General features: G+C 40.9%; 12 protein-coding genes. 5 read left to right on the plus strand and 7 right to left on the minus strand.

The window, feature by feature from the left end; all coding sequences use genetic code 11:
* Positions 1–2: 2 nt before the first annotated feature.
* Positions 3–647, plus strand: coding sequence for a hypothetical protein (locus tag G0029_RS02435; protein WP_180106326.1), 645 nt, complete (start codon positions 3–5; stop codon positions 645–647).
* 41 nt (positions 648–688) lie between these two features.
* On the opposite strand, the gene G0029_RS02440 is transcribed toward G0029_RS02435, so the two are convergent.
* The 7 genes from G0029_RS02440 to G0029_RS02470 form a co-directional block, all read right to left on the minus strand.
* Positions 689–2,092 (minus strand): efflux transporter outer membrane subunit, encoded by a 1,404-nt coding sequence (locus G0029_RS02440; protein ID WP_180106328.1) that lies wholly within the window; start codon positions 2,090–2,092, stop codon positions 689–691.
* Positions 2,093–2,102: 10 nt separating this feature from the next.
* Positions 2,103–4,082, minus strand: coding sequence for a MacB family efflux pump subunit (locus tag G0029_RS02445; protein WP_180106330.1), 1,980 nt, complete (start codon positions 4,080–4,082; stop codon positions 2,103–2,105).
* Between the two features lie 2 nt (positions 4,083–4,084).
* Entirely contained in the window at positions 4,085–5,437 is a 1,353-nt protein-coding gene (locus G0029_RS02450; protein WP_180106333.1) for a MacA family efflux pump subunit, read from the minus strand.
* A 136-nt stretch (positions 5,438–5,573) separates the two neighbouring features.
* Positions 5,574–6,557 (minus strand): DNA polymerase III subunit delta, encoded by a 984-nt coding sequence (holA, locus tag G0029_RS02455; protein WP_180106334.1) that lies wholly within the window; start codon positions 6,555–6,557, stop codon positions 5,574–5,576.
* Between the two features lie 9 nt (positions 6,558–6,566).
* Positions 6,567–7,100 (minus strand): LPS assembly lipoprotein LptE, encoded by a 534-nt coding sequence (lptE, locus tag G0029_RS02460; RefSeq protein WP_078192675.1) that lies wholly within the window; start codon positions 7,098–7,100, stop codon positions 6,567–6,569.
* Between the two features lie 197 nt (positions 7,101–7,297).
* Positions 7,298–9,919, minus strand: coding sequence for a leucine--tRNA ligase (gene leuS / locus G0029_RS02465; RefSeq protein WP_180106335.1), 2,622 nt, complete (start codon positions 9,917–9,919; stop codon positions 7,298–7,300).
* Between the two features lie 127 nt (positions 9,920–10,046).
* Positions 10,047–10,343: a DUF4124 domain-containing protein gene (locus G0029_RS02470; RefSeq protein WP_373685002.1), complete on the minus strand. Its 297-nt coding sequence runs from the start codon at positions 10,341–10,343 to the stop codon at positions 10,047–10,049.
* A gap of 744 nt (positions 10,344–11,087) precedes the next feature.
* Here G0029_RS02470 and G0029_RS02475 point away from each other — a divergent pair.
* The 4 genes from G0029_RS02475 to G0029_RS02490 all read left to right on the plus strand — a co-directional run bounded on the left by G0029_RS02475 (position 11,088) and on the right by G0029_RS02490 (position 15,931).
* The gene (locus G0029_RS02475) at positions 11,088–12,815 is read left to right on the plus strand and encodes an acetolactate synthase 3 large subunit (protein ID WP_078192673.1); all 1,728 of its coding nucleotides are present in this window, start codon (positions 11,088–11,090) and stop codon (positions 12,813–12,815) included.
* Positions 12,812–13,303, plus strand: a complete 492-nt coding sequence (gene ilvN / locus G0029_RS02480) for an acetolactate synthase small subunit (RefSeq protein ID WP_078189625.1) — start codon at positions 12,812–12,814, stop codon at positions 13,301–13,303. The genes G0029_RS02475 and ilvN overlap by 4 nt, the downstream gene beginning before the upstream one ends.
* 109 nt (positions 13,304–13,412) lie before the next feature.
* Positions 13,413–14,429 carry a ketol-acid reductoisomerase gene (gene ilvC / locus G0029_RS02485; protein ID WP_078192867.1) on the plus strand — a complete coding sequence of 339 codons (1,017 nt, stop codon included), beginning with the start codon at positions 13,413–13,415 and terminating at the stop codon, positions 14,427–14,429.
* A 677-nt stretch (positions 14,430–15,106) separates the two neighbouring features.
* The gene (locus G0029_RS02490) at positions 15,107–15,931 is read left to right on the plus strand and encodes an XAC2610-related protein (protein WP_227591856.1); all 825 of its coding nucleotides are present in this window, start codon (positions 15,107–15,109) and stop codon (positions 15,929–15,931) included.
* The last annotated feature ends 617 nt before the right edge of the window (positions 15,932–16,548 follow it).

The following is a 16,548-nucleotide window of genomic DNA, read 5'->3' on the forward strand; positions in this document are numbered from 1 at the left end:
TTATGAAAAAATTTGAATTAATTGATAAGTCTATATTTATAATTTGCTTGTTTGCACTTTTAGTTTTTTGGTCATATTTACATTATGGTTATTTTGTTTATTTATGTATAAGTATTTTGTTGGGTTGTATTTTTTGGTTTTTAGGACGTATTACTTATAGTAAGTATTATTTTAAGTTTGTTTTTTTGATTTTTTCAATAATTTTAATTTATTCTTTTGGGGCAATTTACTTAACGGTAAAAAATGGTTGGGGAACTATTTTTATATTGATTTTTATGTTTATGATTGTTGATTTGTATTTCTCAATTGGCAAAATAAATAGAATGCAAGAGAAATATAAAGACAATATTGTTATGGATGGTAATTTGGATCGGTATTCCTATGATTTTGAAATAGAGAATGGGAAAGTTTGGGGGGATGGTGGGTTTTATAAAATTATTTTTATGTCTTTTTTGTTTATTATAGGCCCTTATTTTATAATTATTAATCCATACTATGAGTTTTATGCTGGTGAGATGATGAGTGGTATTAAGTCGAATCTATATGTTTATGCAGTTATTTTATTGATTTTACTAGTTTGGGAATATACATTAAAAAGAATTTATTTTTTTAGTGGTCTAAACTATACTTTTAATGAAAATGGCTAGATGTAAAAAAAAGCCCACCCGGGCTTTTTTACATATAGGACTTAAGGCAATTGCTTAATCGGACTGCCACCCAACGCCTGCATCAAAGTCACATAAGCATTGTATTGACTTTGCTTCGTCTGAACCAAAGACAGTCGGGCATTACGTGTGGTTTCTTGTGCATCGAGTAAGTTTTTCAACGCAATTGCACCATTTCGATAACGTACTTCAGTCAAACGCTCAGTCTTTTCTGCAAGCTGTACATTACGCTCTTGCAAAGCAACTTGTTGACTTAACTCAGTGCGGTTGGATAGCGCATTTTCCACATCGGCAAAAGCCTGATACAAGGTCTGACGATATTGAATAATAGATTTTTCATAATCCAAATCACTAATCGCAAGGTCTTTCTTCATATCGTTATATTGTAAGAAAGGTAAACTCAAACTCGCACCCAAAGCCAAAGCGGGGTTTTGCAATAAGTTACTCAAAGACGTACTGCTCGAGCCTAAACTGCCAGTCAAACTGATCGAAGGGTAGTAACTGGCTTTCGTTGCATCTTTATTTGCCAAAGCTTTACGTAATCTTAATTCGCTCGCTTGTAAATCTGGACGGCGAGACAACAACTCGGCTGGTAAACCCGCTGCAATCGTCGGTAATGCAATTCGAGGTAGGCGCTGCGGCTCTGAAATATTCAGTTGTTGCACAGGTTGATGCAATAACACAGCTAATGCAGTACGTGTTTCCACTTTTTGTTGGGCAATTTGGCTTAAGGTTGCTTTTTGACTTTGGACCGACTGTTCCGCTTGCGTTAGATCTAAACCTGACACAGCGCCGGCTTTATATTGCACCTTGACCAAGTCATAGGTTTTTTGCGTACTGGCTAAGTTTTGCTGCGCAATACTGTAGCGCTCATTTAAATAGCCAAGTTGCCAATATAGGTTTGCTGTTGTTGCAATCAAGCTTTGGGCAGTGGCTTGTAGGTCCTGTTCAGTCGCTAAAGCTTCCCATTTTGCGGCCTCAGTCTGGCTAGCCAAACGACCAAATAAATCTACTTCATAACTAACGCCACCACTGAGTGATACACCTTTTGATGAGTCATCACCTGAGTTAAGGTCAAAGTTATGTCCAGTTGAAACACTTGAACTCACGCGTGGCCCTTGTTTATTTACAGCTAAACCTGCTTGTAGTCGAGCTTGCTGTAAATTAATACCTGCTACAGCAAGGTCTGTATTCGCAGCTAAAACTTGATTCACCAACTGGTTCAATTCAGCATCATTAAACAATGTCCACCATTGGTCAGCATAAGTATCTGCATGAACTTGCTGACTCATGGCTTTCGCATTTTGAAATTGCGTCGGGATTTGTGTTGCAGGGGCTTCATACGGCGTCTTAACCACAGCGGCACAGCCGACTAAGCTACTTCCGAGAATGAAGGCACTTGCAAGTTTAGTTAAGGTCATTTGCATCATTATTTCCTTATTCGCGAGAAAGCGCATCGACAGGGTTCAGCTGTGCGGCATTACGTGCAGGAATAAAGCCAAACACAATACCAATCATACTAGAGCAGACAAAAGCAGCAACGATAGACGTCGTTGAATAGGCCATTTGGAATGTTCCACCGGCAAAATGACTAATCAATTGTCCAATACCTAAAGATAATAAAACCCCAAGCACACCGCCTAAGATACACACCAACACCGCCTCAATCAGGAACTGCTGTAAAATATCACTTTGACGGGCACCCACGGCCATACGTACACCAATTTCTTGAGTACGCTCAGTCACAGAAACCAACATAATGTTCATGACCCCAATACCACCGACGATCAATGAAATCACCGCAATCGCAGACACCAATAAGGTCATTGTTGCAGTGGTTTGTTGAATGGTTTCACGGATACTATCGGAGTTTTGTGTAAAGACATCTTGCGCGCCATGACGTTGCACCAATAAGTTCAATATGGCGTTCTCAGCCGCAGCACTTGGGTATTCATCTTTTACGCGGACAATGATGCTACGTACGTTCGACTGCCCCAGCATACGACTCATAACCGTTGAATACGGCAAATACACATTCAGGCTATCTGAGTTGCCCATCATGCTTTTTTGTTCTTCGATCACGCCAATGATACGGCTCGGCACACTGCCTAATAAAATCACTTGACCCACAGGGTTGGTGCCATCTGCAAAGAAGGTATTTTTAGTATTACTATCAATCACCACATCTTGCGCTTGCTCAGTCACGCTTTCTTTATCAAAAGGCTGACCCGAAGCGAAGTTCATTCCTTTGACATAGAAGAAATCTTCACTCACGCCATTTACTGTGGTTGACGCTTCTGTGTCTTTAAAACGTGCTGTGACAGATGAGTTGACTGATGGACTGACACCGTCAACATAAGGTTGTTCCGCAAGGGCCGTCGCATCGGCTGGAACCAATGTTTTTACTTGCGATGATCTTGAGTTATCACCAAATCCACGACCTTGATACACCGTGATGGTATTGGTACCTAAACTACTGATATTTTCTAAAATCTGCTTTTGCGAACCATTCCCAAGAGCCACAACAGAAACCACAGAAGCGATACCAATAATGATCCCGAGCATGGTTAAAAATGTTCGCATACGGTGAGCATTCATGGCTAAAATCGCCATACGGAAGGCTTCACCTAAACGGTCAACGGCAGAGCGCCAGCTTGAGGTTTTTTTCTGTGTGTTTGGAACGAGTTGTTGTTTTTCTAAAGGTTCATCATCTGTTTCAGGTACATTGGGCTGATCTGAAATGATGTTACCATCTGAAATTTCAATAATTCTAGTCGCATTTTTTGCAACATTATGGTCGTGCGTGACCAAAATAATGGTATGACCTTTGGCATTGAGTTCGCGCAAAATCCGCATCACTTCAATACCACTATTCTTATCTAGTGCACCGGTGGGTTCATCGGCAAGAATAACATCGCCACCATTCATGAGGGCACGCGCAATCGATACACGTTGTTGCTGACCACCCGAGAGTTGGCTCGGACGGTTTTGGGTTTTTTCACCCAGTCCAAGATCGGTTAGTAGTTGCTTGGCACGTGCATTGCGTTCGGTTGCATCTGCACCGGCATAGATTGCAGGAACTTCGACGTTACCAGCAGCATTCAAATCACCGAGTAAGTGATAACGCTGGAAAATAAAGCCAAAATATTCACGGCGTAACTGTGCCAGTTCATCTGGTTCAAGTTCACGAGTTTCACGCCCCTTGACTTTGTAACTGCCATTTGTGGGTTTATCTAGGCAACCTAAAATGTTCATGAGGGTAGATTTACCAGAACCGGACTGACCTACAATCGCCACCAGCTCACCTGGGTAAATCTCAAGATTAACCCCTTTTAGAATTTGGACTGTGCTTTCACCGGCAGGGAATTCACGCGTCAGATTATTGACCTCGAGTAGAGGTGTTTGATGTTGACTCATGATTACATTCTCATTGGGCCGCCAGCACCACCGCGGTTGCTGCGTTTCGCTGAATCATTTGAAGTATCAGAACCGTCGGCAATCACGACTTTGTCACCTTGTTTTAAGCCACGGATCACTTGTGCGGTCACACGGTTATTTAAACCGAGTAATACCTGTTGTGGTTGAGCTGAACCATCCGCTTGCAATACACGTACCATAGCAACGCTCGCTTTACCTTGTTTGACCAATGTTTTTTCAGCTTCGGTTAGTTCTAAACGTTTAGGACGGTTTGGATTGTCTTTGTTCGATCTAGCTTCTGCGCTGGCTTTTTTATCAGCAGATTCACCATTTGCAGATGCATTATTACGGCTACGTTGTGGACGGTTCGAGGTTTGAACGGCTGCGGCAGGTACAGTCAAGACATTCTTGGCTTCATCTAAAATGATATACACCTGAGCAGTCATATCGATACGCAATTTACCGTCTTCATTTGGGACATCAAATAACGCATTGTAGTAAACCGCAGTACTTGAAGACGAAGAGGTGTTGTTGTTACTTTCGGTGTTAATTGAGTTTGGCGCAGGTTCAACTTGGCGCAGGGTAGCATAGTGTTTTGTTTCACTGTCGCCCAAGGTTGTAAAATAAACGTTTTGACCTTCTTGGACTTTCATCACATCGGCTTCAGAAATTTCAGCTTTAATGGTCATGGTGTCGAGTTTTGCCAATTTCACAATGGTTGGCGCACTTTGGTTGGCATTTACGGTTTGACCTTCTTCAGTCACAATCGCCACGATGGTTCCATCCATAGGTGCAACAATTTGCGTATAACCTAAGTCTTCTTTTGCAGTCGCTAAAGTTAAACGTGATTGTTCGATTTGTGCATTAATGGCTGCAATATCAGCTTGCGCAGTTTTATAACTTGCTAGCGCAGATTCAAGTTCTGCACGACTAGTCGCGTCTTGAGCGTACATTGCTTGTTGACGGTTATATTCAGCTTGGACTTTTGCAAGATTTGCTTGTTTAACTGCCAATTGCGCTTGTTGGTTTTTGATGCTAGCTTCTGCAGTTTTTAAATCATTTTCCTGACGTACCGAGTCAATACGGGCAATCAGCTGACCTTGTTTAACTTCATCGCCGAGCTGCACATACATCTTTTTCACCTGACCAGAAACCTGTGCACCAACACTCACCATTTTGGTTGCTTCAAGTACACCTGTTGCAAGCACAGAGTTTTCAATGTCACCACGACTCACTTCAGCAGTAATATATTGCGGCTGAGTTTCTTTAGGTTTTAGGAAATGCCATGCAGTGACAGCGATTGCCAAAGCAACGATGATGGCTACGATCAATTTTGCTGGTTTTATTTTTGTCATGATTGGCAGTTAAAAGTTTATAAAGATGATTGAATTATAAGATTTAAATACGGATAAATTGTGAACTTTTTGAACAAATAGTAATGATAATTATTCTTTTATACTGCAATGCAAGTTATTACAGCCTTTTATTAGACTAGAAGAGTCTGCGCCCACACAAGCTGGCAATAGCTTGTTGTACCAAGTGCTCAGGATTTTCATGACCTAAACCTTTTATTGACGCGTCTAAACGAAGTAATAGGGCAGGCCAAGTCAAAAAATCGTTCGCATTTAAACGGCGTAACGCTTGTTGATACAGCCCGACTTTGGTTTTCCAAATACCAATTTGCAAGGCATTTTGTGGCTGCTCAAACAGTTGCATCAGCAAACGCATTTCCTTACTGATACTCCATAAAATCAGCGACATCGGCTCGCCTGAAGCGATTAAGTATTGAAAAATTTTAATTGATTGCGCCAAATTGCCTTGCAGCATGGCATCATTTAAATCATAGGTGGTGTAGCGTGACTGATCTTGTAAGCAAGAGTACAGATGATCTATTTGGATCATCTCTGCTTCAGGAAAAGTATCTGCAACACGCATTAAACTATTTTTTGCAGCCAGTAAGTTGTGCTCATGATGCTGTTCTAGCCATTGCCAAGCATCATTGGCGAGTTTAATGCCGAGCTTTTGTGCTTCAACGGCCAAAATTTGCTGACGATCTTTAGGGTAGTTTGCAGTCAGTGCAACATTGACTCCATTGGCATCAATGGTTTGGAAAAAACTGGTCTTTAAACTCGCACTGTCTTGCTTCGGCATGACCACGAGCAGCAAGTTACTTTCATTTTGCTGCAAATAGCTTTTTAACAGTTTTAGTCCATTGGCATCGGGTTTAATGCTGCCATGTGCCTCAATTGCCAGTTGACTGGAAAATAATGACAAGCTATTTAAAGCATTAAAGACATTTTTCCAATCAGCAGCAGAGCTAATGTCATACCGTTGACGCTCGATTTCTCTAGCGTTCCAACTCTTACGAAATGCATCGAGGAGATTTTGTTCAAGTAATGGCTCTTGACCATGTAGCACCCAGGCACCTTGCGCTTCGTCTACACGTTTTAATGCCTGAAGATAGTCAAGTTTCATGGATGGTTCTTACTCAGCTTTGGTCGGTGCAGTTAGTGGATTCGCTTTTGGTAAGCGGTTTGATGAAATTTGGCGCACGATCTGTTGTGCAATGTCATCAATAATCACTTGTTTTAAATATTTTTCTTCTTGGTCATCAGTGTTCACGGTTGCTACGTCGTATTGGTAGCTACGTGTTGCCATCAATGTACGTGGTTCTGTCACAGGGTTACCTTGAGCATCTTCAATTTGGAATGTCACATTCAAGCGCAGTAAAGTTTCAACCAATTTACCATTGAGTTCTAAACGTCGTGGAGTGTAATCCAACACATGTAAGACATAGGCATTTTGATTATTGCTCAATTGCACGCCTGCAGAACCTAAATAAATCGCTAACTTTTCATGTAAATCATCCGTATCTTCAGGAAGTGCCAATCGCATATTGGAATAGGCTACAGGTACAGCAGCAGGGTTGGTGCCTTTTAAATGAAAACCACAACCGACCATGCCTGCGCTCAGGCCCATAGTTAATACAATTGCAGCAACACGTTGAACCAAGTGCATAAAGTGTCCTCTGTTTCCCGAAGGGATAATGTTGAAATCCTGTGTGGATTGTAAAGTCAAAGCCCGTTGACTCGCAACGGGCTTTGTTTGGGAATTGTGAAATCCTTTTGTTCCCTCTCCTCATAGGAGAGGGTTAGGGAGAGGTTAATTACCCTCATCCCAACCTTCTCCCAAAGGGAGAAGGAAATATAAGGAATTTAAACCACCAAATTCACTAATTTATTCGGCACCACAATTTCTTTCTTGGTTGGACCAGTCAAGAATTGTTGAACTTCAGGTAATGCTTTTGCTTGTGCCAAAATGTCATCTTTAGAGGCATCGACAGACACTTCTAATTTGCCACGAAGTTTACCGTTCACTTGCACTACAATCGTTTGTGTATTGCGAGTCAGCGCAGATTCATCTACCGCAGGGAAGCGTGCTGATGTTAATTCGATACCAAACTCAGCCAATAAGGTTTGGCTTAAATGTGGTGCAAAAGGAGCAAGTAAAGTTAGAAGGGTAATGATTGATTCACGTGCAACGGCAACGTCATTGTCATCTTTGGCTTCAAACTTATTGTTTGCATTCAAAAGTTCCATCATCGCAGCAATCGCGGTGTTGAAGGCGTGACGACGTGCAATGTCATCACCCACTTTTTGAATGGTTTCGTGTGTTTTACGACGTAAGTCTTGTGCAGCGGTAGAAAGTGTCGCTTTGTCGATGTTTGCAGCAGAGTTACCTTGTTCAAGGAAACCAGATGCTAGGCGCCATACACGTTTTAAGAAACGGTTTGCACCTTCAACACCTGCGTCAGACCATTCAAGTGATTGATCTGGTGGAGCTGCGAACATCATGAATACACGTGCAGTATCTGCACCGTATTGGTCAATAATCGCTTGCGGGTCTATACCGTTATTTTTCGATTTCGACATTTTTTCTTGACCACCCACCACGACATCTTGACCATCACCTTGATATTTCGCAGAAATGATACGACCTTTTTCATCACGTTCTAAATCGATGTCAGCAGGGTTAAACCAGGTTTTCTTACCTGACTCAGATTCACGGTAGTAAGTATCCGCAAGCACCATACCTTGAGTAAGCAAGTTAGTGAATGGTTCGTTGCCTTGTACCACACCTTCATCACGCATCAATTTGTGGAAGAAGCGTGCATAGAGTAAATGCAGAATCGCATGTTCAACACCACCGATGTATTGGTTTACAGGAAGCCAAGTTTGACCCGCTTCAGGTTTCACCATGCCATCCGTAAAGTCTGGAGATGCGTAACGCGCATAGTACCAAGACGATTCTACAAAGGTATCTAGCGTATCTGTTTCACGACGAGCGTCGCCACCACAGCATGGACAAGTTGTTTCGTAGAATTCAGGCATTTTGTTTAGTGGGTTGCCTGAACCATCCGGCACCACATCCGTTGGCAATACAACTGGAAGCTGTTCTTCAGGTACTGGAACCTGACCACATTTTTCACAGTTGATCATAGGAATTGGACAACCCCAATAACGCTGACGAGAAACACCCCAGTCACGTAAACGGAATTGAACTTTTACATTTGCAAGCTTTTGAGGCTCAAGTTTTGCAAGGAATGCATCGAATGCGCCTTGGAAATCTAAACCGTCAAATTCGCCTGAATTCACCAGTTTGCCTTCTTTAGAACCGTACCATTCTTGCCAAGTGGTTGCGTCAAAGTCTGCATCGTCTGCACCTTTGGCATCAATCACTTGCTTGATGGTTAAGCCATATTTGTTGGCAAATTCGAAGTCACGTTCATCGTGTGAAGGCACTGCCATCACCGCACCTGAACCGTAAGACATCAAGACGTAGTTTGCGATCCAAACAGGAATTTGTTCGCCAGTAACAGGGTGCTTCACAGAAAGACCAGTTGCCATGCCTTTCTTTTCAGCAGTCGCAAGATCAGCTTCTGCAACAGAACCCATACGGCATTCTTCAATAAATGCAGCAAGCTCAGGATTGCTTTCCGCAGCTTTAAGTGCCATCGGATGTTCTGCTGCAACCGCAACATAAGTCACACCCATGAGTGTGTCAGCACGAGTGGTAAATACAGTTAAGCCATCTGCATAAACGTCTGGATTCGCTGAAGGGAAGGTGATTTCCATACCCTGTGAGCGACCAATCCAGTTACGTTGCATGGTTAAAACTTGCTGTGGCCAGCCGTCTTTTAATGTTTCTAAATCGTCAAGTAATTCTTGCGCATAGTCAGTGATGCGGAAGTAGTACATTGGAATATCACGTTTCTCAACCAATGCACCAGAACGCCAGCCACGACCATTTTCAACTTGTTCGTTTGCTAAAACAGTTTGGTCGACTGGATCCCAATTCACTGTAGAAAGCTTACGGTAAATTAAGCCTTTTTTATAAAGCTGTACGAATAACCATTGTTCCCAGCGGTAGTATTCAGGTGTGCAAGTTGCAAATTCACGATCCCAATCTACAGAAAGACCTAACTTTTTAAGCTGATTACGCATGTAATCAATATTTTCAAAAGTCCATTTTGCAGGAGCGACTTGATGTGCAATTGCCGCGTTTTCAGCAGGCAAACCGAAAGCATCCCAACCCATGGGTTGTAGCACAGTTTCACCTTGTAAGCGGTGGAAACGGCTGATCACGTCACCAATCGTATAGTTACGCACATGACCCATATGCAGTTTGCCACTTGGATAAGGGAACATAGAGAGGATATAACGACGTGGTCCTTCTACTTGGTCGGCAACTTTAAAGGCTTTGCGATTTTCCCAGTCTTGTTGGACTGTAGGTTCAATCGCACTGGCTTGATATTCAGGGTCAATGTGAGTAGTCATAAACGTAAATAGAAATAACGGTTAAAAAGTTTGTGCTACAGCATAGCGCAAAATACGCCTAGAGTGAATTTTGCGATGCTGTGTAGATGTAAATAATTTAAGTCAAAATTGAAGGCTTTGGCGTAAATTATTGTGGTGCGGAGGCTACGGCTTGACCTTGGCGGAGCGCTGCATTGGCTTCGCGTTGTTGTTCCGCCAGTTGCTCATTTTGTTCATTCGACTGTTCGGCTTCACGTGAAACCTCTTGTTGATTTTTGGCTAGAACAGATTGCGTAGTTGTTGTTGCACCATAGGTATTCACTTTACCTTTACGCTGCGCATTTTTTGGCGGTGGCGTGGTGGTGTAATGCGTTGAACCTTTAGCGTCCACCCACTTGTAATATTCTTTCGCTGAAAGGTCCAAACTGGTTAGGCAAAATGCCATGGTAGATAAAATACAGGCAGTGCGAGCAATCGTCGTCTTCATCATAAATTCAGTCCCAAAGTTAGAGTGATCATGCAAAATTATGCTGAAAATTTTGCGCTTTTTTGACAGCAGAATCTATGCATTTTTTAGCACAAAGGATAAAAGGGGCATCGTGTGGGATGAATAACTTTGTGAATGATGAATTATGGAATTAATAAGCAATCAAAATATTGTGTTTTTATCATTTAATCCATGCCTTAAGTTGAAAGTGAGGCAATTGAATTAAAAACCCACAGCAATTCATTTAATTTATTTATTAGATTTATAAAAGTATTTTATTAAATACATGCTAACTGGTTATAAATAAACAAACTACAAAGAATGCAAAGAACGGGAGTGTGCTTAAAAAACAAACGGTCTGTAAGTAATCAGAAAAAAGCCCATTTTTAAACTTGACTTTAATGGTTGAAACTACAAAAATGCTGTCTTTAGTTTTATATGCCTTAGATCGATCACCCTTCGAATGAGTGCATTTTAGCAATGGACTTCTTCTCTAGCCGAGAGGTTGAACAAAGCCAACAAAATATGTTTATCCCAACATGTTTTAGACCCCATATTGCTCAAACAGCAAGCAGGTCAGATTTTTTTCTTATTGCTATGAAAACTATGAAATTTGTGTGCTATAACAGAGCACACAGTTAATGAATTAACCACGACAAATGCCCTCCATTTGTGCGTGAAAAAAGATTAGGGTGAATCACGTTGGAACTTTTATCTGGTGGTGAAATGCTTGTTCGCGCTTTAGCGGACGAAGGCGTTGAACATGTTTTTGGATACCCAGGCGGCGCAGTACTGCATATTTATGATGCGCTATTTCAACAAGAAAAAATCAATCATTACCTAGTGCGCCACGAGCAAGCTGCTGGTCATATGGCTGATGCTTACTCACGTGTCACAGGTAAAACAGGTGTCGTATTGGTGACATCTGGTCCTGGTGCAACAAATACCGTAACTCCAATTGCAACTGCCTATATGGACTCAATCCCAATGGTGATTTTGTCAGGTCAGGTTGCAAGCCATCTGATCGGTGAGGATGCGTTCCAAGAAACGGATATGGTCGGTATTTCGCGCCCAATCGTAAAACACAGCTTCCAAGTACGTCATGCAAGCGAAATCCCTTCGATTATTAAGAAGGCATTTTATATCGCTTCAAGTGGCCGTCCCGGTCCTGTTGTTGTTGATATTCCAAAGGATGCGACGAATCCTGCAGAGAAATTTGCTTACGAATATCCTGAAAAAGTGAAAATGCGTTCGTATCAACCGCCGCATCGTGGTCACTCTGGTCAAATTCGTAAAGCAATTGATGAATTGATTCATGCTAAACGCCCAATTATTTATTCAGGCGGTGGTGTGGTTCAAGGCAACGCTTCTGCACAGTTGACAGAACTTGCACATTTATTGGGTTATCCAGTAACTAGTACCTTAATGGGTCTTGGTGCGTATCCAGGCAATGATGAACAGTTCATCGGTATGTTGGGTATGCATGGTACTTATGAAGCCAATATGACGATGCACAATGCAGATGTGATTTTGTGTGTAGGTGCGCGCTTCGATGACCGTGTAACCAATAACCCAGCGAAATTCTGTCCAAATGCGAAAGTCATTCATATTGATATTGACCCAGCAACGATTTCAAAAACAATTATGGCGCACATCCCAATTGTGGGTGCAGTAGAGCCTGTATTGACTGAAATGTTGGCGCAATTAAAACAATTGAATGTGTCTAAACCAAATCCTGAAGATATCGGGGCTTGGTGGAAACAAATCAATGAATGGCGCCAAGTTCATGGTTTGAACTATGACAAACCAACTGATGGTTCGATGAAGCCACAGCAAGTTGTTGAAGCGTTGGATAAAATTACCAATAGTCAAGCCATCATTACTTCAGACGTTGGTCAACACCAAATGTTTGGTGCGCTTTACTACAAATACACACGTCCACGTCAATGGATCAACTCAGGTGGTCTAGGAACCATGGGTGTAGGTTTGCCATATGCTATGGCAGCTAAACTTGCCTTCCCAGATCAACAAGTAGTGTGTATTACTGGCGAAGCATCGATTCAGATGTGTATCCAAGAACTATCTACATGTAAGCAATATGGCTTGAATGTAAAAATTCTATGCTTGAATAACCGTGCATTAGGTATGGTTAAGCAATGGCAAGACATGAACTACGAAGGTCGTCACTCAAGCTCGTATGTTGAGTCACTTCCAGACTTCCCTAAATTAATGGAGGCGTATGGTCATGTAGGTATTCAAATTGACCATGCAGATGAACTCGAGTCGAAGCTTGCTGAAGCGATGGCGATCAATGACAAGTGCGTGTTTATTAACGTGATGGTTGACCGTTCAGAGCATGTATATCCAATGTTGGTTGCTGGCCAGTCAATGAAAGACATGTGGTTAGGCAAAGGAGAGCGCACACAATGAGACATATTATCTCTGTACTTGTAGAAAACGAAGCAGGTGCGCTTTCACGTTTGGTAGGTTTATTCTCTCAGCGTGGTTATAACATTGAGACATTAAACGTAGCGCCAACAGAAGATCCGACACTTTCGCGTTTGACTTTAACCACGTATGGCGATGAGCATAAAATTGAACAAATCACCAAACAACTCAACAAGCTTGTCGAAGTTGTTAAAGTTGTTGATTTGTCTGAAGGTGCTCATATTGAACGTGAATTGATGTTAATTAAAGTCAAAGCACTTGGTTCAGCGCGCGCAGAAATTAAACGTACTGCGGATATTTTCCGTGGACAAATCGTAGACGTAACACCAACGACATATACCATTCAAATCGCAGGTACAACTGAAAAGATAGATGGTTTTATTGATGCCTTAGCTGAAAATACAATTCTAGAAGTTGTACGTTCAGGTGTTTCAGGTATCGCACGTGGCGAAAAAGTTTTAACTATCTAATTTTATATTTTCACCTCACTCCTATGGGTGAGGTACTTGAAACGTGAATAATCAAACAGAATCACGTTATCAAGTTAAAGGAAACAAAAGCATTTTAGCGGAGACAGCAATGCAAATTTTTTACGATAAAGACACAGACTTATCTATCATCCAAGGCAAAAAAGTAGCAATCATTGGTTATGGTTCACAAGGCCATGCTCATGCGCTTAACCTTAAAGATTCAGGCGTTGATGTAACTGTAGGTCTACGTGCTGGTTCTACTTCTTGGAAAAAAGCTGAAAATGCTGGTCTTAAAGTTTCAGAAGTTCCTGCTGCTGTAGCTCAAGCTGACTTAGTTATGATTTTGACTCCAGATGAGTTCCAATCACAACTATACCGTGACGTAATTGAGCCAAACATCAAGCAAGGTGCAACGCTAGCATTTGCTCATGGTTTCTCTGTTCTTTATAACCAAGTTGTTCCACGTGCTGACCTTGACGTAATCATGGTTGCTCCAAAAGCGCCTGGTCATACTGTACGTTCAGAATTCCAACGTGGTTCAGGTGTACCTGATCTTATCGCTGTTCACCAAGATGCTTCTGGTAATGCACGTAACGTTGCGCTTTCTTACGCTTCAGGTGTTGGTGGTGGCCGTACTGGTATCATCGAAACTTCATTCCGTGAAGAAACTGAAACGGACCTTTTCGGTGAGCAAGCAGTTCTTTGTGGTGGTGCTGTTGAATTGGTTAAAATGGGCTTCGAAACTCTTGTTGAAGCTGGTTATGCACCAGAAATGGCTTACTTCGAATGTCTACACGAACTTAAATTGATCGTTGACTTAATGTTCGAAGGCGGTATCGCGGACATGAACTACTCGGTATCAAACAATGCTGAATATGGCGAATACGTAACTGGTGTTGAAGTAATCAACGAACAGTCTCGTGAAGCAATGCGTAATGCACTTAAACGTATTCAATCTGGCGAATACGCGAAGATGTTCATCCAAGAAGGTGCGTTGAACTATCCTTCTATGACTGCTCGTCGTCGTCAAAACGCGGCGCATGGTATCGAAGTAACTGGTAACAAGTTACGTGCGATGATGCCTTGGATCCAAGCGAACAAAATCGTTGATAAAGAGAAAAACTAATTTCTTGAATCAATTGATTTGAATACGAAGACCCACTCATTTTGAGTGGGTTTTTTAATATCTAAAGTTACGTGCCTTAAAAATAGAAAAGCATACTTTTCTATTTTTGCGTACCTTGGATCCAAGTGAACAAAATCGTAGACAAAGAAAAGAACTAAGTTCTGATATCTAAGTCAAAAAGCCCCAGAATTTAACAGGGGCTTTTTTATGCCTTACTGAAAACAGCATATAGGCAAGCAAAATCGTTGATAAACAGAAAAACTAATTTCTCGAATCAATTGGTTTGAATGTGAAAGCTCACTCATTTGAGTGGTATGTAAATTTGCTAAGTACCTAGAAAGGATAAAAGGCAGTACGTGGCCTCTTTGCGTCCACAACCGTGATTTGCTTTTTGGGCTTCATCCAGAGCAGTACTTTTTTTCTTGTATTTGTTCAACCTTGGATTCAAGTAAAAAGGTCGTAGATCAATAAAAGAACAAAATTTTATTTCTAAATGAAAAAAGATGTTTTTAATGGGGTGTCAAAGATTGGAAATATAGGCTTTAAAAGCGACTCCAATTTAATCTGATGATTTGAGTTGTAGGTGGTTTCAAAACTCCTATATTTGTGTCATCTGTGTTGAATTTAGGTTGTGATAGAGTAGGCATTATTCATGCTGTATGGAGTGTGTAATTTCAATGAAAATATCAAAAATCTCTCTTTTACTCGCTCTTTGTCTACCAGTGGTGAGTTTTGCACAAGAGGAAGATATAACACTGCCTGAGTTAAAGCCTTTACCTGATGTTCGGATATCCATGCAGCGGATGCTTCGCTCGACTGAAGGACGCTATTTCTTAGATTTGTATGCTGGTATATGGAATCCGCACGGGACTTTGACTGATCTGCAAGAGCCCAAACAAATTAACTTTAAAGGGACTCAAAAAGCTGATTTTATAGATCTGAATTCAGTCAATGTTGGGACTGAACAAAGTGCGGCAACTGCTTATCGATTGGCCGGAACCTTGAATGCAAATACAGGCTCGTTTAAAGCTGAACTGATGGAAAAAACGGCATCACCATCTACAAGTTATCTACAGTTTGAACCTGCATTTAAAGCAGTAGATAAACCTATCCTGCTGTTTAAGTTTTATGGAGTGCAATCCGCAGATCAGCCCTATGGCAAGTCTCTAAAGCGCGTAGATGTAATTAATAAGTCAAATGGCGAGGTGCTACAGTCATTACAAGGCTTTAATGCCTTTGGGAATAGTATGGGATTCTTAGATGTAAACTTTGATGGATACTATGATGTTGTACTTTCAGACACTTCTGATGGTCGAAAAATAGAAGATAAGCGATTTATTTATTGGATGTACAATCCTAAAACGAAGAATTTTCAACGCTCACCGCAATTGGAGAAAATTGCTGGCTTCCCAAAATTAAAAGGAGAGCTGCAGCAGATCGACTTTGGATCAGGTCAAATCTTTCGAGTCGATCAAGGATTGCTTTATCCAGTCAGTGAGTAAGTTAAATTTTTAAAAAGCCCCATAACTTGGGGCTTTTTTTATTTATAGAATTTTCTAAAGAAGAATTCAGGCAGTTTTAAAAGAGGTATTCCGTATTTTGAATAAAAAAGCAAAGTAAAATGAGTGTTGAAAGAGAGGGGGGGAATTTCTATATATGTGATAATTCACGTAATAAATGAGATTCTAAAAATTTGAAAAACAAAAACTGAAATTTCAAGAAAGAAAATATGATTTACAAAAGCTTAACATTGGAAACTAAGACGTGTTTCAAAACCTGTAATTTAATACAAAGGCTCAGTATTTGGTGACGTAATTCTTGTATTGCGTTTCAAAAGACATACCTGAAAGTAGTGATTATATATTTAAGATTCTATTTAAAATTTAAATTTAATCGGTCTTTACTATTAATATAGTTGAATATTCACGTAATATTGTTTTGTTAGAAAATTATTTTGAACTATTTCACAAATATTTGGTGAAATATGTAACAGCCTATATTATTTTTAATGTTACTAAATTTAATAAAAACAATTAGATATAATATACCAAAAAATAGGGATATGAAAAAAATCCCCAAAATTTGGGATAAAGAGAAAAATTAAATAAAAATATAAAAA

The organism is Acinetobacter sp. YH12138 (assembly GCF_015218525.1).
Lineage (GTDB): Bacteria > Pseudomonadota > Gammaproteobacteria > Pseudomonadales > Moraxellaceae > Acinetobacter > Acinetobacter amyesii.

Coding starts and splice junctions, on each gene's coding strand:
- G0029_RS02435 (WP_180106326.1), top strand. CDS start 3: ATGAAAAAATTTGAATTAATTGATAAGTCTATATTTATAATTTGCTTG.
- G0029_RS02440 (WP_180106328.1), bottom strand. CDS start 2,092: ATGCAAATGACCTTAACTAAACTTGCAAGTGCCTTCATTCTCGGAAGT.
- G0029_RS02445 (WP_180106330.1), bottom strand. CDS start 4,082: ATGAGTCAACATCAAACACCTCTACTCGAGGTCAATAATCTGACGCGT.
- G0029_RS02450 (WP_180106333.1), bottom strand. CDS start 5,437: ATGACAAAAATAAAACCAGCAAAATTGATCGTAGCCATCATCGTTGCT.
- holA (WP_180106334.1), bottom strand. CDS start 6,557: ATGAAACTTGACTATCTTCAGGCATTAAAACGTGTAGACGAAGCGCAA.
- lptE (WP_078192675.1), bottom strand. CDS start 7,100: ATGCACTTGGTTCAACGTGTTGCTGCAATTGTATTAACTATGGGCCTG.
- leuS (WP_180106335.1), bottom strand. CDS start 9,919: ATGACTACTCACATTGACCCTGAATATCAAGCCAGTGCGATTGAACCT.
- G0029_RS02470 (WP_373685002.1), bottom strand. CDS start 10,343: ATGGCATTTTGCCTAACCAGTTTGGACCTTTCAGCGAAAGAATATTAC.
- ilvN (WP_078189625.1), top strand. CDS start 12,812: ATGAGACATATTATCTCTGTACTTGTAGAAAACGAAGCAGGTGCGCTT.
- ilvC (WP_078192867.1), top strand. CDS start 13,413: ATGCAAATTTTTTACGATAAAGACACAGACTTATCTATCATCCAAGGC.
- G0029_RS02490 (WP_227591856.1), top strand. CDS start 15,107: ATGAAAATATCAAAAATCTCTCTTTTACTCGCTCTTTGTCTACCAGTG.